Here is an 18,919-nt window from a genome sequence, read left to right on the forward strand (position 1 = left end):
CTTATGACACAAAAATGAAGAGAACAACGCTTATAACTATCATTAGTTCTATTGTTATATATACAACAGTAGTCTCATGCAAAAAAGAAGTCCACTACGCACCAGAACGAATAAAAAGTGAACTCATAACTGTAAATAATAACACAGAAGGAAATGCTGAAATTGTATCGTTTATAAATCCTTACAAAAATGCCATACAAGCAGAAATGGACAGTGTGCTTGCTGTAGCACCTGCGTCTTACACAAAAAAAGATGGCAAGTTCAATACAGCAGTAGGAAACATGATGGCAGATGCAGTTTTTGAAATGACAAATCCAGTTTTTGAAAAAAGAGCAGGATATCCTTTTAATGCTGTTCTCTTAAATTATGGAGGGATACGCTCTGCTCTTAACCAAGGATCAATCACAACGAGAACGGCCTATGAATTAATGCCTTTTGAAAACGAAGTAGTGGTTGTTGAGTTAAGTGGCAAGCAAATGAAGGCCATGTTTCAATACTTAAAAAATGGAACTGCACACCCTATTTCTGGAATGGAAATTCAACTGTCAAACGACGGCGAAATAAAAAAAGCACTTATCCAAGGAGAAGAGGTTACTGACAATAACACTTACTTTATCGCCACAAATGACTACCTGATGAATGGCGGAGATAACATGACCTTTTTTGAAAACCCTATAAGTGTACTTCGTTTAGATTATAAAATTAGAAATGTACTTATAGATTACTTTAAGAAATACGACACCATAGCACCAGTGAGAGATAATAGATTTACAAGAGATAGCAAATGATACGTAGAAAATTTTTAAAACAAACTGCAGCTGCTAGTAGCCTCATAGGGTTAGGAGGGTTAACTATGGGAATGAATAGCAATTCACTCTTAGAGCCAAACAAAAAGCACATCACCATACTTCACACTAATGATGTTCATAGTCATGTAGAACCCTTTCCTTCTAATGATCCTAAATATGCAAATCTAGGTGGTGCAGCGCGTAGGATGAACATTATTCAAAATGTGCGCAAAGAAAATCCAAACACACTTCTTCTAGACGCGGGAGATATCTTTCAAGGCACTCCATACTTTAACTTTTATGGTGGAGAACTAGAGTTTAAGCTTATGTCTATGATGGGATATGATGCGGCAACGATAGGTAATCATGATTTTGATAATGGAATAGGCGGTCTTGCTGCTCAGATCCCTAATGCGTCATTTGAACTACTTTCGTCTAACTATGACTTCTCAAACACCATTATGGATGGTCTAACAAAGCCCTATAAAGTTTTTGTAAAAGATGGAGTACGCATAGGCGTTTTTGGAGTAGGAATACAACTCAGCGGACTTGTAAATAAAACAATGTTTAAAGAGACTTCCTACCTCGATCCGATAGAGCTAACCACAGACACTGTAGATGCACTAAGAAACAAAGAACAATGTGATATAGTAATTTGTTTGTCGCATCTAGGGTATTCTTATAAGAATGAGAGCAAAATCTCTGACTTAACGCTTGCTGCAAAAACCTCTGGAATTGATTTAATAATAGGCGGACACACCCACACATTCTTAGAAAAACCAACAATCGTTCAGAACAAAAATGAAAAGTTTGTACTAGTTAATCAAGTAGGCTGGGGAGGCATCAACCTAGGCAGAATAGATTTCTATCTTGATGAATCAAAAAACCTTGAATCATCAAGTCTGGTGCTAGACGTATAAATCTTATAGCACCATCATTCTTTTTTAAATATTAAAATGAAAAATAATTCTGGGGTATTATATATACTCCTTATCTATTTTCTTAGTGTTTTCTAGTCGCGTTAGAAACATAGCAAACATAACTTTGGCTATCCCAGCACAAAAAAGGGTAACTAAAAGAAAAAAATGAATATCAAGAATATAGGTGTAAATAAATGCAAAAGCAGACTCTACCAGCACTGCAGTAGCAACAAAGGTCAATAAAAGGTTTGACGGATGCTTATTAAACAATGGAATTGCATACAGCAATGTAATAAAAACAAGCAACCCAGCAAATGAGATCAAAAAGACGGTTAAATGAACTATTTCCGGAAGTATCTCATAAGCTAAATAACCAATAAAAGTAGTCACCGAAAAAACTCCCAATAACACCTCAAGGTATAAGTGTTTAGGAAAGTTCTCAACTCGAAAGCGCATAACTTCCCTTAGTGCATAGAGCATTGATAAAAAGCAAAAAACCATTGCTATAGATACGATGTAGATGTACCTATTAAAATCGATTAAAAAGAATATCTCTGCAGTAATTCCTGAAATAAGCGTAATCAGGAAAGGAAAGTGAAATTGTCCAATTGCCTTGTAGACATATACAAACAATAAGATTCCAAATATTGGATAAAGATAAAAGGAAGCCTCAAGACTTAAAACCATCGCTACAATCACAATTAAAATCGTAGTTGTAATTGCCGCTAGTCTATAGTTACGTCCGTGTATGTAATATGCTCTATCGATTTATCAAAGCTAATTAATTCAAATCAATTAACTTACACATTACCTGCGTTTTACACAAACATTTAATTACGAGAACGTTTTCATAAAGTATAATAATGAAAGTAATAAACAACTCAACACGACCCTTTTTCTACTAGCAATATGAAATCTCAATAAAGATGCTCCGTTAAGTAGATTCTTATACTCGAGTCCCACTACCATCATAATCTGCAATAGTGTCAATTTTAGTCAAGAAAGTCGCCAGTACTACTTTTAAATAAATGGTCATTATTGCCCCCACTAGAAGAAAACCAATTTCAGTGTAAATGTATTTGTAAATAAAAGCAAAAACCATTTCTCCCATATATGCCCCGCCAATACCGAAGAGAGAAATATTACCAGTATGTTTATTATAACTAGGAGTTAAAAAGTACGCCCCAATGGTGATAATAAATATAATTACAGAAATAATAAAAATACTTAAATCTGGCACTAGAGGAGCTACAGAGTAGATAAGATAACCCAGCACAAATCCAAAACCTAAAAACCCTATTATGAGCTCCAAAACATAATGCCTTGAGAAAACTTTTGACCTTCTTTTAAGCACAGGCCTTAGCAAAAGAAGCAAACAAATGGATGAGACACCAGAAAAAATAGAAGCTATGGTAACATAGGTTTGAAAATCAAACAGAAACAAGATTTCAGTAATATTAGTGCTTATCAAAAACACAAAAAACAAAACATTGAATTTATTGTTAGCTTTATATTCATATAAAAACAAACACAGAGAAAAGATAGGATATAGATAAAAAGATAAAGTTACATCCCAAAATCCCATCACAAGCATAATCATCAGACCAGTTATCAAACCAGCTGTTCTATATGCTCTTCCTTTTTCTATTTTAGTATTATTCAATAACTAAATTTAAGAATTCTTCCTCAGAAATAATAGGGACGCCCAGGCTTTCTGCCTTCTGTAACTTGCTTGGTCCCATCTTATCTCCGGCTACAACGTAGGTCGTTTTACTAGAGATAGAACTTGAGACTTTCCCTCCGTTATCTTCTATGAGTTTTTTAAGATCATTACGTGGCATCTCAAACACACCAGAGACCACAAAAGTCTTACCCGCAAGCACATCTGACTGGCTTGCAAGCTTCTCTGCAGAAATTTCTAGCTGTACTCCGTAAGATTTTAAACGCTGTATAAGTGCTATATGTTCCGCTTTCGCGAAAAATGCTACTACACTCTCAGCAATCTTACTTCCTATTTCATCTACAGCAATCAGCTCCTCCTCTGTTGCCGAAATAATCGCATCAATAGACTTGTAATGTTTTGCAAGTTTCTTTGCAACAGTCTCTCCTACGTATCGTATACCTAAACCAAACAACACCTTCTCAAAAGGAATCTTAACAGACGCCTGCACACCATTCACTAAGTTTTCGGCACTTTTTTGAGCCATTCTTTCTAACGGAAGTAACTGTGCTACTGTAAGCTCATATAAATCTGCATAATTTGATATAAGCCCCTCATTTACGAGCAAGGCTACCGTCTCACCTCCTAGCCCATCAATATCCATTGCTTTTCTAGATATATAGTGCTGTATTCGTCCTATAATTTGTGGTGGGCAACCCATATCGTTAGGACAGTAATGCTGCGCTTCTCCCTCTTTACGTACAAGCGAAGTATCACATTCTGGACACTGAGTTATATAATCGGTAGGCTCAGAATCTGCTGGACGCTTAGTAAGATCTACCGCTATGATTTTTGGGATGATTTCCCCTCCTTTTTCTACAAACACCTCATCACCTTCTCGTATGTCTAGTCGTTCTATCTGATCTGCATTATGAAGGCTGGCTCTTTTAACGGTTGTCCCGGCAAGCTCTACAGGCTCTAGGTTTGCCACTGGTGTGATGGCTCCAGTACGACCTACCTGGTATGTTATTTCGCGTAAGCGGGTAGACACCTGTTCTGCTTTAAACTTATAAGCCATAGCCCATCGCGGAGCTTTTGCCGTATACCCCAACTCCTCTTGCTGCTGGAGTCCGTTTACTTTTACTACAACACCATCTGTCTCATATGGTAAATCGTGACGAGCTTTATCCCAGTGATTAATAAAATCTAACACCTCATCAATACTCTTTGCGAGTACTGCCGCATCTGGCACCATAAAACCCCAGTCTCTAGCTTTTTGCAAACTTTCCATCTGGGTAGCTATCCCTAGATTATTACCGGTAATATTATAAAGTAAGCACTGCAATGGTCGCTTTGCAACCTCTGTACTATCTTGAAGTTTTAGAGAACCACTTGCAGTATTACGCGGGTTACGATATAGCTCAAACCCTAGTTCCTCGCGCTCTGCATTCATCGCGTGAAAACCGTCCCAAGGAAGCACAATCTCACCACGTATGTCAAACTTAGGAGGATAATCTCCTTTTAACTTTAAAGGAACAGACTTTATGGTTTTAATATTAGTAGTTACATCATCTCCCTGTAATCCATCTCCACGGGTTACAGCTCTGAGCAACTCTCCATTTTCATAGGTAAGACTTATTGAAGCTCCATCATACTTAAGCTCGCAGGTATAATGCACTTCACCATCTACCATTTTCTTAACGCGGGCTTCCCAGTCCTCAAGATCTTCCTTTGAGTAGGAGTTATCTAGGGAGTACATTCTATGCTCGTGTACAATAGTCTCAAAATTTTTAGTCACTGCACCACCTACTCGATGTGTAGGCGAGTTAGGATCATCATATGCTGGATTTGCAAGTTCTAGTGCCTTAAGTTGTTCTAATTTTTTATCAAATTCAAAATCAGAAATAGTGGGCGTATCTAGCGTGTAGTAGTTATAGTTGTGCTCGCGTAGCTCTTGACGAAGCTGTAAGATTTGTTCTTCAATAGTCATATGTAAAAATAACCAAAAAGAAAGGCTGTTACAATGAAGATTGCAACAGCCTTTACACTATTTATTATATAAAAAGTTAGTCTTCTATAAATAGATTTCTAACTAATGCAGCACAAATACCTCCTGCAATAGGTGTAACAATAAATAACCATAACTGGCTCATCGCTTTACCTCCAGCAAATAGTGCAGGACCTAAACTTCTTGCAGGGTTTACAGACGTACCTGTAATAGGGATTGCAACCATATGTATTAAGGCTAAAGAAATTCCAATAGCTAGACCTGCCATAAGAGGAGATGCATTTTTTGCCGTTGTTCCAAAGATCACGAGTAAAAACAAAAATGTAAATACAAACTCTGCAATGAGAGCAGATGTCATATTATAATTACCCAGATAGCCTTCACCCCAGCCATTACTACCTAGACCCCACTCTGGCATAGTAAAACCAGCACTTCCAGAGGCTAATAGATATAACACGCCTGCAGCTAGTATCGCTCCAATGCATTGTGATATCACATAACCTACGGTATCTTTTGCGCTAAGTTTACCTGCAACAAGCATTGCAATTGAAATAGCTGGATTAATATGACAACCAGAAATTGGACCAATAGCATATGCCATCACAACTACCGAAAATCCAAAAGCAAGCGAGATACCTAAGAGTCCTATTCCTTCGGGACCAGATTGTGAGACACTAGCAATAGTTGCCGCTCCACAACCAAACAAAACCAAGGCAAATGTGCCCAAACCTTCTGCAAAAAATTTTTTCTTTGTGTTCATTTGTAAATAATTGTTTTAGTTAATTACTACAAACTAGACATTTTTAGGCAAAAGCTTAAACAAAATAAAGATACCTCTCAAGTAATAGACAAAAAACGCTTTTGCATCGCTTAAGAGTAAACTACGTGCAAACTAACAGAGCCAAACTACTCATTATCAGACAACGAAGCTTTTAACCACTTAGGCATTGCCATAGGCTCAAAGTTCTCCATCTGATCTAGAAGACCATCAATGGTAGTGTCTACAAGAAGGATGTCATAATTTTCTTGTTTAAGAAAACCTTTGTCTACCATATTTTTAAGCGCACTTAGAAGATCATCATAAAAGCCATTTACATTGAGCATCCCCACAGGTTTTTTATGTAAAGCTAGCTGGCTCCAAGTAAGCACCTCAAAAAGCTCTTCCATCGTTCCGAAACCACCAGGAAGTGTTATAAAACCGTCAGACAGTTCTTGGAGCTTCATCTTGCGCTCGTGCATTGTCTCATTTACTATAAGCTCTGTAAGGCCTGTATGCACCACTTCTTTAATTTGTAAAAATGCCGGAATCACCCCAATCACTTTACCATTTGCATCAAGAGCGCCCTGAGCAACAGCTCCCATAACTCCTATTTTGGCAGCACCGTATACAAGTGTCATATCCTTTTTTGCCAGTGTGGCTCCTAGCAAGCGAGCTTGATTTATAATCTCTGGATCAGTTCCTGCACTGCTACCACAGTACACACAAATAGATGCTAACTTCATACGATTTCTTTTTTTCTAACAATTGTTTTAATATTTAGACGCACTTAGATTTAAGCCATACACGCCTTAATCATTCTATCTTTACCAAACATATCTTTTCTAAGCACAACGTCTGTAAAGCCAATATTTTTTAATAACGCTACTGTCTCTCTACCCAGATATTCATTAATCTCAAAATACAGAGCTCCTGTGGTTGCTAAGCTTTTACTGGCCAGCTCACCAATCTTTCTATAAAAAATAAGAGGATCTTGATCTGAAACAAATAGTGCACTATCTGGCTCATTGCTCAGCACGTTTGCTCTCATCATTGCCTTTTCTTGCTCTCTTACATACGGCGGGTTACTCACGATAACATTATAAACCTCATCGAGGGCTTGCGTCTCAAGGATGTTCTGGTTATAAAAGTCTACTTTCACGCCATTTGCCTTAGCATTTTGATATGCTGTGGCAAGTGCATTCTGGGAGATATCTACCGCTTCTACTGTTGCTTTATTAATATTTTTTGCAAGTGTAATTGCTATACAACCAGAACCTGTACCTATGTCTAAAAGACGTAGCGTATCTTTGGCTTCCTCTTTTATTAGACCTTGTGCCACATCATCAATAATCCAGGCAACGAGCTCTTCGGTTTCTGGTCTAGGTATTAATGTAGCCGGGTTTACCTGAAAGTCAAGCCCGTAAAATGACGAGCTACCTGTGATATATTGTATAGGCTCACTCTTAGACAGTCTAGCTGTTATATCTTCAAGCTCTTTACGTTGTGATGGGTGTATGTTTTGCTTTCGCGAAAGCGAGATCTCAACCCTATTCATTTTCAATACGTGCTCAAGCGTTAAGAAGCATAGGTTCTCGACCTCTTCTGGCTCATAAAGTGCGGCCAGTTGCTCCCTAAAATCTGCGCGAAAATCGTCTATACTCATAATGTAATAAGCATATGAACGGGACACGAAAAGTGACCCGTATTACCCATAGGCCCATCTATATAGTCAAAACCGGTGCGCTTGTATAATTTTTGTGCTGCCTCCATATAAGGCATCGTCTCAAGATAGCATTGCTCAAACCCAAAATCACGAGCCGTATCTAGGCACTTCTTCATCATAGCCGACCCTAGACCCTTGCCTCGTGCTTCTTCTAAGAAGTACATCTTTTGCAACTCGCACACATTACCATCATAATTATCAAGTTGTGCGATGCCCGCACAGCCTATTACCGTACCATCATCTTCTACCACAAAGTATGCAGCTTTAGGCCTATCATAATGCTCATACATAGTATGTAGCGCCGCATCTGCATAAGCGGTTCCTTCCTTTGGAGCGCCCATATCTAAAATTACCTTACGCACTAAGGCTGCTACCTGTGCATTATCTTCCTTTTGAATAGGTCTAATGATTGGTTTGTTCATCACAATTAAACGTTTACTTTTGCGATGTGAAGATACACAACACCTATATAAAAAGATGTATTGCCCTTGCAAAAAATGGGCTTCCAGCAGCAATGCCTAACCCCTCGGTAGGAGCCGTACTTGTGCATAATAACACGATTATTGCAGAAGGCTATACAAGTGCATATGGCGGTCCTCACGCAGAGGTAAATTGTATCGCTTTCGCGAAAGCGAATACCCCAGAACTCATTGCCAAATCTACCTTATACGTATCTCTAGAACCCTGCTCACACTGGGGAAAAACCCCTCCTTGTGCAGATCTCGTTATAGACTCAGGAATTAAACGCGTAGTGATAGGCACCATAGACCCTTTTGCCAAAGTAGCCGGCGCTGGCATAAAAAAACTTATGCAAGCTGGAGTTGATGTTACCGTAGGCGTGCTTGAAAAAGAATGTCAAGAGGTAAATAAACGCTTCTTTACCTATCACAATGAGAAGCGACCATTTATAATTTTAAAATGGGCCGAAACCGCAAATGGTTTTATAGCTCCTGCTACCAGAGATAAACAAGAACCGGTGTGGATTACAAACCCCCACTCAAGACAACTAGTGCACAAACTACGTAGCGAGGAGATGGGCATTTTAGTGGGCGGAAAGACCGTTATAGAAGATAACCCTACACTTACCACACGTGACTGGCACGGCAGCAACCCGACTAGAATCGTGATTGACACACAAGGTAACCTCCCTGAGGAGTTACACATATTTAATAATGAAGCTCCTACAATAGTGCTTAACGACAGTGACCCAAAAAGCATCTGTAAAGAACTTTTTGAGCATAACATACAATCTGTTATTGTAGAAGGTGGCGCTGCTACCCTACAACGCTTTATAGATGCAGCTTTATGGGATGAGGCTAGCGTATTTACAGGCCTTACAAACTTTAATGCAGGTATAAAGGCTCCCAAGAAAACAAGCCAATTTACACTACAATCTACTCAACACATACAAGGTGACAGGTTGGATACTTACACACGCAACGACACTTGATTTACTTATTACTAAGCATAGCGGCTTCCAGCCTCATATTTGTAATCTTCAAGTTATTTTCAAAATTTGAAGTAAATACGCTACAAGCAATTATCGTAAACTATGTGGTGGCCTTTACTTGTGGCATCTTGTTTTATGAGGGCGATACGACACTAGCACAAGTCCCAGAGCAAGAGTGGTTTTATGCATCTGCTGGGCTAGGTGTGCTCTTTATTATTGTATTTAACTTAATGGCATACACTACACAAAAGAGTGGCCTCTCTGTGGTATCGGTTGCGACCAAGATGAGTGTGGGGATTCCCATACTTTTTGGCGTTTTCTATTACAACGAGTCGCTAGGGTTCTACAAAAGCCTTGGGATTATACTTGCTTTAATAGCCGTTTATCTCGCCTCTGTAAAAGCAAAAGATGGGATTGCTATAAAGAAAGAAAACCTCATCTTCCCAATTCTTGTGTTCTTAGGTAGTGGCGCGATAGATACTAGTCTTAAATTTATAGAGGGTGCTTATGTAAGTAATGGCGATGTACCCATTTTTAGTGCAACTATCTTTGGCGCTGCTGCCTGTATTGGCTTTTTAATTATAGGGTATCAAATCATCACTAAGACATTTACATTTAAGCTCAAAAATATTGTGGCAGGTGTCGGTCTGGGTATACCTAACTACTTTTCTATCTATATGCTTGTACAGGCTTTGCGAGATCCAAGATTTGATAGTTCTACACTTTTTACCATAAACAATGTTGCCATTGTGATGGTAAGTACCTTTATAGGAATTTTGTTTTTTAAGGAAAAACTTCTCCTCAAAAACTGGATAGGTATTGCACTTGCCGTAGTGAGTATTTTGCTTGTAAGTTTATTTAATTAGAAAATAATTCTACTTTTTTTTACGCTTTCGCGAAAGCGTACTCAACCACCCTCGCCCTATAATTCTACTAGCCCTGTTTATCCAAACATCACGCTAAAACTCCGTTAACAAAGGGATTACAACACACAAGCTCTGTAACATTTTATAAATTACCTCAACATATCTATGTAACCAAAATGAAAATGATATGGGATTCGGTGGAGCAGCTCTTGCAGCAAATCAAGTAATAAAAAACAATAGAAACCTTCTTAAGCAAAAGCGTAAGAGAGGCGATCTATCTTTTGTATCTACTGTAAACGAAAAGTGGGTAGATCCTAAAAAAGCGTCTTTTGATCAACTTATGGAAATACGTAAACGCATACGCAGAGATAACAAACGCTATAGACGCAAGGTCCTAATGGTTACAATTATTGCCTTTATACTATTTGTACTTGCGATAGCTGTAATACCGTGGGATCTCATTTTTACAAATGGTTTTAATCCTCACAAGTATTAATACCAAATCACAGATTACTCTCTACGGTACTGCTTTGTCTCTTCAAAAACGTGATCAAGTATAGCGATGTCTTGTTCTGTAAGTTCTATATCACGACGCGCCATTGCTATTTTTGCCGTCTCGTAGGCCTTATTTGTTTTGTGCGTCACAAAGCCACTAGCACCTCCCCAAGAAAATGAAGGAACAAAATTACGTGGAAAACCACTCCCAAAAATATTAGAAGCCACGCCCACTACGGTACCGGTATTAAACATTGTATTAATACCACACTTAGAGTGGTCACCCATCATTAGACCACAAAACTGTAGCCCTGTATTTGCAAAGCGACCCGTCTCATAATCCCATAACTTTACGGGAGCATAATTATTTTTAAGGTTTGAGTTGTTTGAATCTGCACCTATATTACACCATTCTCCTAGCACACTATTGCCTAAAAAGCCATCGTGACCCTTTGAAGAGTACCCCATAAGCACGGAGTTATTTACCTCTCCTCCTACTTTACAGTGAGGACCTAAAGTGGTGCCGCTATAAATTTTGGCGCCCATTTTTACAGCTCCGTGATCACATACTGCAAAAGGTCCTCTTACAAGTGCACCTTCCATAATCTGCGCATCTTTACCTATATAAATAGGGCCATCTGTCGCATTAAGATGTGAGTAGTGAACTGTTGCTCCTTCCTCAATAAATATTTGTTCTTTATTTATTGCTATTACGTGCTCTGGAATGTCTTGAGACTCTCTATCTTCGGTAAACATCTCAAAATCTCTAGTGATTGCTTCACCGTTTTTAGCAAAAATATCCCAAGTATGCTCGATTCTTAAAACATCTGATGCTGTATAATCTATGCTCTCATAAGTATCAAAGTCTACTTCTTGTCCTTCTTGTACTGAAAATGCGATTATTTCCTCCCCATCAAGCAACACCTGCTTTGATGATAAATTTTTAATAATCTCAGCTAAATTGTCTGAAGGAAGATAGGATGCATTAATCATCACGTTTTCTTCAAGCTCTATCATAGGCCACTTATCTGAAAGATACTCTTCTGTTACAGTTGAGGTTGTTGAGCCAAGTACAAACTCCCACTTTTCTCGTATAGTCATAATGCCCACGCGCAAGTCAGCGACTGGTTTTGTATACGTAAATGGTAAAAGCTGATTGCGTACGTTTCCGTCAAAAAGGATAAAGTTCATGGGTTAGATTTTAGTCTCTATACAAAGTGTGCGAGACAGATAGACTTAAAGATAAAACTTATTGAAAACGAAGTTACTTATTATTTACGAGGCTTCTTTACTAAAAGTGTCCACTCAAAGTTAAACTCAGAAACCTGCACACCGTCTTTATTTGTCCCTACAGCCTTCATCCAGCATGTTTGTCCTTCTCCTGTAGCTACAGCATTTGCTATAGCTTCTTTAATAGCTTGACCATCATCACACACAAAGTGTATTCTCCCAGTTGCTTTTTTTGTAAAGCTTGCATTATTGTTTGCAACAAGCATTGATATTTTCTGACCGCTTTCTTGTATGTGTGCAATAACAAGTGCTCCTGTGGCAAGCTCTGCAGCCATACCTTGTACTGCCCAAAACATACTATTAAAAGGGTTTTGGTTAATCCATCTGTGTTTTACAGAGGTCGTACAAGAGCTAGGAGAGAGTTTTTTTACACGTACTCCCGTAAGCCACGCAGATGGCAGCTTAAACATTGTGAACGTATTGAATTTACCAGGTAAGGGGAATGACATAATCTATTGTTTTGCGGTAAAAATAGGGAATAAAAAAGGTTCCCAAATGAGAACCTTTTAAGAAAAGATGTATAAATTTTAATTGTTGAGAAGTTCTATTTTAAGGTAACTACCTATACCAGTACCACTATTTCCTACGGGATTAGCTAGTAACACAAAATTTCCTGAAGCAAATCCAAAATTGTAAGATCCTCCAGCCGTAAGCTCTGCAATACCTGTATATGTTTTTGCACTCCCTACAGCACCTGTTCCGTTCACCTCCTCTCTAGGCATTGAAAAACGCATTACCCATTTTCCATCAGCATCCATTAACCCAGCAACATAGTTACTACTTGTTGTGGATATCCCAGATACTGTCAACGTGATTGTCACTTCATAAACACCATCTAGCGGAGCTACAAATGTACTTGTAGCATCGTTAAAGTCACTACCAGAATCAATAAGCTCTGTAATAGTATTAATCTTATAAATACCATTATCATTGGCAATATTACCGGCAAGTCTAGAATCATAATCAGAAATTAAGCGACCTCTAAAGTTACCTACAAGACTATTAAGTTGCCTCTTTACATTACCATGGCTATCAATTACTAGAGGTACATCATCTGTAGATGTACTAGCTGCTGCATTACGCACTCGCAAATCACCATTTACATCTAGCATTGTGGTGGGATGAGCAGTATTAACGCCGACCTGAGACCACACTATCTGAGATAATAATAGGACTATTATACATAAGGGAGTTTTAAAAATATGTCTTACTTGCATTACTATTTAATTATAAAAAACCTGAATTGGTTTCAGTAGGACAAATTTAAGGCGGGCCTATAAATGTTAAATTTTAAAAAGTCGCAAACTATAATTTTCAGACAAAAGAACATTTTCACAAGCTGTAATACGCAACACAACTGTATTTACAAGACATTAGTTATTTATTCTACTTAAAACATATAAGTTTTAATTCCTTAAATAAATGTTAATATTTAGTACTATGCGTAACAAAGTACCTTTTTTTAGACATATATTTGCATAAGACATTAATAGACTATGGAAACTAGCATACCCACACATCACAAAAATGTAGGAACCTTAATACACCTTTCTACCTTCTGTAAATACCTTTTCCCTTTTGGAAATTTTATTGCGCCGCTCATTTTATGGAGCGCTCAAAAGCGCAACTCGTTATTTATAGACAAGCACGGTAGAGATGCCATAAACTTTCAGCTCAGTATACTTTTATATTTTATTGCGCTGGCGGTAATAAGCATTCCGTTCTTTATTTACTTTATAGTAAGTGCTGGTGAAGGAAGTGCTAGCTTGCTTAACAATGGATACATAAATGACCCTAGTGACTTTGCAGATCTAGGTGGTTTTCTCATCACTGCCATTGTGGTAGGTGTGCTGGCTATAGGATTATTTCTTATAGAGATTATCACAGTAATTTCGGCAGCAGTGCAGGCATCACAAGGAGGCATTTATAAGTTTCCGCTTCTTATAAATTTTATTAAAGCTTCTGCCGTTGCAGAAACCCCAGATACTCAAGAGGACTCATCAACTCAAGAGCAACCTACTATGTAATGTAGTGGTATGACTATGTACGCTTTCGCGAAAGCGTAACAACAATTAATCAATCACCTGACCCAAATCAGGACCAAAACGAACAGTTTAATGTATTTAAAAATGGAAATCTATGAAGATTGAAAACACCAAAGCGCAAATGCGAAAAGGCGTGCTAGAATACTGTATCCTCTCTGTATTAAAAGACGAAGATGCATATGTAGCAGAGATCTTAGGCACGCTTAAAGACGCCAAGTTGCTGGTGGTAGAGGGTACAATTTATCCGCTTCTCACTAGACTTAAAAACGCTGGTTTACTCAACTATCGCTGGGAAGAATCTACCAGTGGTCCACCACGTAAATATTATGGACTTACCGAAACGGGTAAGATATTTTTAAAAGAACTCTCAACCACTTGGGATGAGTTACAGACAGCAGTAGCCGTAGTTACATCCACTAAAACCACAAAAAAATGAACAAGACAGTTAATATAAATTTAGCAGGAGTATTTTTTCATATAGATGAAGATGCTTACGGTAAATTACAGAGATATCTCGCTGCCATCAAACGTTCTTTTGAAGGTATGCAAGGTGAAGATGAAATTATAGCAGATATAGAAGCTCGTATCTCTGAGCTATTTTCTGAGCGCATTAAAGACGAGCGCCAGGTAATAGGCTCACAAGAGCTAGACGAGGTGATTGCTGTAATGGGACAACCTGAAGACTATATGGTAGATGACGATATTTTTGAAGATGAGCCTGCAGCTAGCAGCAACTCCTCAAAAAAGTCAAAACAAGCACCACGTATCGCACAACGCCGTTTTTACAGAGATACAGATAATGCTTATATAGGCGGTGTATCTAGCGGTATGGGACACTATCTGGGTATAGATCCATTATGGGTACGTATAGGCTGGGTGTTACTTATAGCGCTTACTTGGTTTACACTAGGAGGTACTGCACTTATCTATCTTGCCCTATGGGTTTTTGTACCAGAGGCACAAACCACGGCAGATAAACTCGCAATGCGGGGAAAGGCAGTTAACATTGACAATATCACAGAAAAAGTAAAAGAAGGATTTGAAAATGTGGCTGACACCGTAAAGAGTGTAGATTATGATAAGTATGGCAATAAAGTAAAAACAGGAGCTCAAGGTTTTTTCGGGACCATTGGTAAGATTATTATGTTTTTCTTTAAAGTCCTTGCAAAGATTATAGGGGTACTCCTTATTATAACTGGAGCTACCGTAGTTATCTCATTACTTATCACCTTCTTAACTGGTGGTGTAGTAGATATTTTCACCCCTAATCTAGCCGATTTACCTTGGGTAAATAATGAGACAGGATTGCCTATCTGGCTTGTACTTCTTCTCACGTTATTTGCAGTTGGGATACCTTTCTTCTTCCTGTTTTATTTAGGACTTAAGATTGTTTCTTCTAACTTAAAATCTATGCCGGTGAGTGCAAAGCTTAGCCTCTTTGGGTTATGGCTTGTATCTGCGATAGTAATAGGTGTATTTTCTGTAAAAGAAGCTATTAAGTATTCTAACACAGAAACTGGTAAAGTAGTAGAGCGCACAGAGCTTGCTATAACGGCAAGTGACACGCTGCGCATACAGATGCGAGAGAGTGATCGTTATGAAATTCCTTTTGGGCGATCTACTGGGTTTATGAGAACAATTAAGAGTGACACAGAAAATGTGACTATAGAGCGTGACGTACGTCTTATTGTGAGAAGTACTAAAGATAGCAATGGCTACATCCAGATAGAAAAACGAGCAGATAACTTCACGTATGAAGAAGCACGTGAGCTAGCCTCATCTATACAGTATGATTTTAAACTAGAAGACGATGTTTTATCACTAGATGGCTTTCTTACCTCACCTACTCAAAAATCATATGGCCACTGGAATGATCGCGAGGTACAAGTGATTGTATACCTTCCAGAAGGAACTACCCTCATTGCCGATGATAATACATACTCATACCACCGCAATGATAGCAGGTACCGTGACATACTAGATAATGGAACAGAAGAGCAATACCTTACCGTAGGTAATGGCAAGCTTCTTTGTGACGGCTGTCCAGAAGATCGCAGTTATGATTACAATGATGATGATAACTCTTGGGAGCAATCTGGTAATGATTCTTGGGAAGAACGCAGTTATGAAGAAGGAGAAAATGCTCCAGAATTTACAGAAATTACAGAAATCAAGGGCTTAAATATAAGTGAGAATGTAGTCTACTTCAGGATCACTGAAAAGACTACGAGAAAACAATTAGCTAGTGCTCGAAAACAACTTAAAGATGCAAAAAATATTGATATAGACTTCTCTCAATCATCTTTTTATCAAAATGGAGTAATCAAAAGTTTAACGCTATCGGTAGAATGTAATGATGGCTATAACGGTAAGCTTACCAAATGGACATCTAATCTTAAAAATTACAAAACTGGGTTTGTAAGAGATTATCGTAAAACTACAAGTAAACCGTTTGTTATTGGCAAAATATAATAGATTTTCTTCACTATGAAAAACCCAACCAATCTTCTTTGGATCCTGTTGCTGCTCCCCTTGATCGGAGTGGCGCAGGTGTCTAAGGATAGCAAACTTTATAAAGATATTCTTGCTATAGACACTGCTCTTTTTGACTCGTATAATAATTGTGACCTCGCAACTCACGAAACTCTCATCTCAGAAGATCTTGAGTTTTATCACGACAAGGGTGGACTTTCTACTAGCAAAACAGAGTATATGAAGTCGCTCAAGGAGAATATTTGTAATAAAGTACAGAGAACACTTACTCCAGACACCTTTGAGGTGCACGAGATAGCGGGTTTTGGCGCTATATCACTTGGAAAACATAGTTTTCACAACCTAGTAGAAGACAGCCACTCAGAACCATCTAAGTTTATAACCATATTAAAAGACACCCCAAAAGGCTGGAAAATTACACGAGTGATAAGCTTGCACTAGCAATCTATACAACTCAGTCATAAATTATTACAGTTGGGTAGGTTACGCTTTCGCGAAAGCGGACTTATCTACATCTTTACACCATCAATCAAAAACAATCAATCAAACAAAAACGAACCAATCACCAAAAAACCAATCATTATGACAACGCTCATCAAAACAATTTTAGGAATCCTTACTGCTTTACTCGTCACCTCTTGTCAGTTTGACATTAATCTAGGGCAAATAAGCGGAAACGGAAATGTAGTTACAGAAGATCTGAACATCACAGAAGACTTTGACGAAGTAGTCGCTGGAAATGGCTGGGAAGTATTTTTAGAAAAAGGAAGCACAAACGCCGTAATACTTGAAGCAGACCAAAACCTAGTAGACGCTGCCGAAATTTATGTAAAAGACGGGAAGCTTAAAATATACTGCGAAGACAATATCAAAAGTGCTACCTCAAAAAAGGTGTTTGTAACCTACTCAGAAAATCTTACTGATGTGAGCGTAAATAGTGGTGCAAGTCTCACTACAAAGGAAACACTTACTGGAGATGACATTGAATTTGACGCATCTTCTGGAGGGACAATGCGCGTACAAGTTTCTGCAAAAAATGTAGAGACAGATGTTAGTAGCGGTGGCGTGGCTCGTATCTCTGGTAGTGCAGAGCGACTAGATGCTTCGGTTTCTAGTGGTGGTGTAGCGAGAATAAGTAAACTCAAATCTGTGAGTGCAAAGGCAGATGCTTCATCTGGAGGTGTGATGGATGTTTATGCTTCTCAGGATCTTAAGGCAGAGGCCTCTTCTGGAGGAATCATAAATTACTACGGTAGCCCAAGAAATGTAGATAAGCCTAAAAAGAGCTACTCTGGCGGGGTTATAAGAAGCAAAGAATAATTACAACAAATAACATCAATCAATCAACACAAAAAATGCTCGATAGTATCGAGCATTTTTTTATGTGTATAATAGTTAAAAGTTACAATCCAGCCTTTATTTTCATAAACTGGGCTTCTAGCATTGCCATTTTTTCTTCTAGTCCATCTGCCAGTTCTGGCACTCTGTGATAGAAGACGTAGCGTATGCGCCAGAGTTCTTTAATTTCTTTTATAGGAAACTCTAGGTCGTCTATATTTTTATGATCTGCTCTAAGGGTGATAGTGTTACCAGAGAGGTAGCAACGTCTTAATACTAGTCTATCATTAAAAACGGCTAGAATGAGATGTCCATTATTGAGCTTTTTATAAACGTTTTTGGGGATGTGCTCACCTATTACTATATCTTTTGGAAAGAGTCCTTTGTCATTACTACTCATCTCCAAGTTATCTACTGTAAAGGCTCTGAAATCTTTTTCTGGGTTTACGGGTAGTTGTAAGACAGGCATATCTGCTACAAAAGCTTCCCTGTCATTATATAGTAGATAATCGTTTGTGTTTTTTGGGGTGATGCAAGGTATGGTAGCAAAAGTTTCTTTTGTAATCTGCTCGTGATTTGTAGTAAGGTCTGCTTTAAATTTGAGCAAACTATTTACGGTAAGCTCTTTTGTGAGCAAGTCATCTATAGGAATGCTAAAATAATTAGCAATTTTAATTACCGTATCTATTTTAGGTTCACTCCTGCCCTCCTCATAAGCCCCTAACGTCCCTCTTTTCAGGTCAAAGAGCTCTGCAAACGACTGCTGACTAAGCGTCTTTACGGTTCTTATTTTTCGAATGTTTTTACCAAAGAATGACATATTTTGCTAATTTTATTTGCAAATGACAAAATTGTTTGTATATTTACCTAACAATTTTAGCAAAAAGAATTCACTTATGCTAATTTATTTAGCTTTTTCGCGAAAGCGTAATAGCATCATCAAACATTCATCAATCAAAAATCAAACATTATGACCACTTTAATTATTTACATCCTGAGCCACTTATAAACAATTGGGTATTTACAGAGACAAGTTTTCGTATTATTAACCTTCCAATGTATTGGAACACAACATTGACACTC

Annotated in this window: 21 protein-coding genes; 10 read left to right on the top strand and 11 right to left on the bottom strand. The window is 38.2% G+C overall.

What is annotated here, in order from left to right:
* Positions 1 to 14: 14 nt before the first annotated feature.
* The gene (locus D017_RS01635; RefSeq protein ID WP_035334299.1) at positions 15 to 788 is read left to right on the top strand and encodes a 5'-nucleotidase; all 774 of its coding nucleotides are present in this window, start codon (positions 15 to 17) and stop codon (positions 786 to 788) included.
* Entirely contained in the window at positions 785 to 1,708 is a 924-nt protein-coding gene (locus tag D017_RS01640) for a metallophosphatase (protein WP_035334300.1), read from the top strand. The genes D017_RS01635 and D017_RS01640 overlap by 4 nt, the downstream gene beginning before the upstream one ends.
* Positions 1,709 to 1,765: 57 nt before the next feature.
* Here the strand turns inward: D017_RS01640 and D017_RS01645 are convergent, their stop codons facing one another.
* The 7 genes from D017_RS01645 to D017_RS01675 all read right to left on the bottom strand — a co-directional run bounded on the left by D017_RS01645 (position 1,766) and on the right by D017_RS01675 (position 8,281).
* On the bottom strand, positions 1,766 to 2,188 hold the full coding sequence (locus D017_RS01645) for a hypothetical protein (protein ID WP_152023842.1): 423 nt from the start codon (positions 2,186 to 2,188) through the stop codon (positions 1,766 to 1,768).
* A gap of 466 nt (positions 2,189 to 2,654) precedes the next feature.
* Complete coding sequence (locus D017_RS01650) at positions 2,655 to 3,371, bottom strand: hypothetical protein (protein WP_035334302.1); 717 nt, start codon at positions 3,369 to 3,371, stop codon at positions 2,655 to 2,657.
* Positions 3,364 to 5,358, bottom strand: coding sequence for an NAD-dependent DNA ligase LigA (gene ligA, locus D017_RS01655; RefSeq protein ID WP_035334303.1), 1,995 nt, complete (start codon positions 5,356 to 5,358; stop codon positions 3,364 to 3,366). The genes D017_RS01650 and ligA overlap by 8 nt, the downstream gene beginning before the upstream one ends.
* Before the next feature lie 76 nt (positions 5,359 to 5,434).
* Positions 5,435 to 6,136 carry an aquaporin Z gene (gene aqpZ / locus D017_RS01660; protein ID WP_021778408.1) on the bottom strand — a complete coding sequence of 234 codons (702 nt, stop codon included), beginning with the start codon at positions 6,134 to 6,136 and terminating at the stop codon, positions 5,435 to 5,437.
* A gap of 146 nt (positions 6,137 to 6,282) precedes the next feature.
* Complete coding sequence (locus D017_RS01665; RefSeq protein ID WP_035334305.1) at positions 6,283 to 6,879, bottom strand: TIGR00730 family Rossman fold protein; 597 nt, start codon at positions 6,877 to 6,879, stop codon at positions 6,283 to 6,285.
* Between the two features lie 50 nt (positions 6,880 to 6,929).
* On the bottom strand, positions 6,930 to 7,799 hold the full coding sequence (prmC, locus tag D017_RS01670; RefSeq protein WP_035334306.1) for a peptide chain release factor N(5)-glutamine methyltransferase: 870 nt from the start codon (positions 7,797 to 7,799) through the stop codon (positions 6,930 to 6,932).
* Complete coding sequence (locus D017_RS01675; protein WP_035334307.1) at positions 7,796 to 8,281, bottom strand: GNAT family N-acetyltransferase; 486 nt, start codon at positions 8,279 to 8,281, stop codon at positions 7,796 to 7,798. Before D017_RS01675 ends, prmC begins: the two co-directional genes overlap by 4 nt.
* A gap of 26 nt (positions 8,282 to 8,307) precedes the next feature.
* Between D017_RS01675 and ribD the strand changes: the two genes are divergently transcribed.
* The 3 genes from ribD to D017_RS01690 all read left to right on the top strand — a co-directional run bounded on the left by ribD (position 8,308) and on the right by D017_RS01690 (position 10,671).
* Complete coding sequence (gene ribD, locus D017_RS01680) at positions 8,308 to 9,309, top strand: bifunctional diaminohydroxyphosphoribosylaminopyrimidine deaminase/5-amino-6-(5-phosphoribosylamino)uracil reductase RibD (RefSeq protein WP_035334308.1); 1,002 nt, start codon at positions 8,308 to 8,310, stop codon at positions 9,307 to 9,309.
* On the top strand, positions 9,306 to 10,175 hold the full coding sequence (locus D017_RS01685) for an EamA family transporter (protein ID WP_035334309.1): 870 nt from the start codon (positions 9,306 to 9,308) through the stop codon (positions 10,173 to 10,175). The genes ribD and D017_RS01685 overlap by 4 nt, the downstream gene beginning before the upstream one ends.
* A 187-nt stretch (positions 10,176 to 10,362) precedes the next feature.
* A complete protein-coding gene (locus D017_RS01690; protein ID WP_035334311.1) occupies positions 10,363 to 10,671 on the top strand; it encodes a hypothetical protein in 309 nt (102 codons plus the stop codon).
* Between the two features lie 14 nt (positions 10,672 to 10,685).
* Here D017_RS01690 and D017_RS01695 read toward each other — a convergent pair whose 3' ends face one another.
* From D017_RS01695 to D017_RS01705, 3 genes are all read right to left on the bottom strand, one after another.
* Entirely contained in the window at positions 10,686 to 11,861 is a 1,176-nt protein-coding gene (locus D017_RS01695; RefSeq protein WP_035334312.1) for a GlmU family protein, read from the bottom strand.
* Between the two features lie 80 nt (positions 11,862 to 11,941).
* A complete protein-coding gene (locus D017_RS01700; RefSeq protein WP_035334313.1) occupies positions 11,942 to 12,409 on the bottom strand; it encodes a DUF4442 domain-containing protein in 468 nt (155 codons plus the stop codon).
* A 78-nt stretch (positions 12,410 to 12,487) separates the two neighbouring features.
* Positions 12,488 to 13,114: a hypothetical protein gene (locus tag D017_RS01705; protein ID WP_152023843.1), complete on the bottom strand. Its 627-nt coding sequence runs from the start codon at positions 13,112 to 13,114 to the stop codon at positions 12,488 to 12,490.
* Positions 13,115 to 13,456: 342 nt separating this feature from the next.
* On the opposite strand from D017_RS01705, the gene D017_RS01710 reads away from it, so the two are divergent.
* The 5 genes from D017_RS01710 (at position 13,457) to D017_RS01730 (ending at position 17,818) form a co-directional block, all read left to right on the top strand.
* Complete coding sequence (locus tag D017_RS01710) at positions 13,457 to 13,987, top strand: DUF4870 domain-containing protein (protein WP_021778400.1); 531 nt, start codon at positions 13,457 to 13,459, stop codon at positions 13,985 to 13,987.
* Between the two features lie 112 nt (positions 13,988 to 14,099).
* A complete protein-coding gene (locus D017_RS01715) occupies positions 14,100 to 14,441 on the top strand; it encodes a PadR family transcriptional regulator (protein ID WP_021778399.1) in 342 nt (113 codons plus the stop codon).
* On the top strand, positions 14,438 to 16,477 hold the full coding sequence (locus D017_RS01720) for a PspC domain-containing protein (protein ID WP_051583770.1): 2,040 nt from the start codon (positions 14,438 to 14,440) through the stop codon (positions 16,475 to 16,477). The genes D017_RS01715 and D017_RS01720 overlap by 4 nt, the downstream gene beginning before the upstream one ends.
* A gap of 15 nt (positions 16,478 to 16,492) precedes the next feature.
* Positions 16,493 to 16,939: a nuclear transport factor 2 family protein gene (locus D017_RS01725; RefSeq protein WP_035334315.1), complete on the top strand. Its 447-nt coding sequence runs from the start codon at positions 16,493 to 16,495 to the stop codon at positions 16,937 to 16,939.
* Positions 16,940 to 17,080: 141 nt separating this feature from the next.
* Entirely contained in the window at positions 17,081 to 17,818 is a 738-nt protein-coding gene (locus tag D017_RS01730; protein WP_035334316.1) for a head GIN domain-containing protein, read from the top strand.
* Between the two features lie 82 nt (positions 17,819 to 17,900).
* Here the strand turns inward: D017_RS01730 and D017_RS01735 are convergent, their stop codons facing one another.
* Entirely contained in the window at positions 17,901 to 18,656 is a 756-nt protein-coding gene (locus D017_RS01735; protein WP_035334317.1) for a helix-turn-helix transcriptional regulator, read from the bottom strand.
* Positions 18,657 to 18,919 lie beyond the last annotated feature (263 nt).

It is taken from the genome of Dokdonia sp. PRO95 (genome assembly GCF_000355805.1).
GTDB lineage: Bacteria > Bacteroidota > Bacteroidia > Flavobacteriales > Flavobacteriaceae > Dokdonia.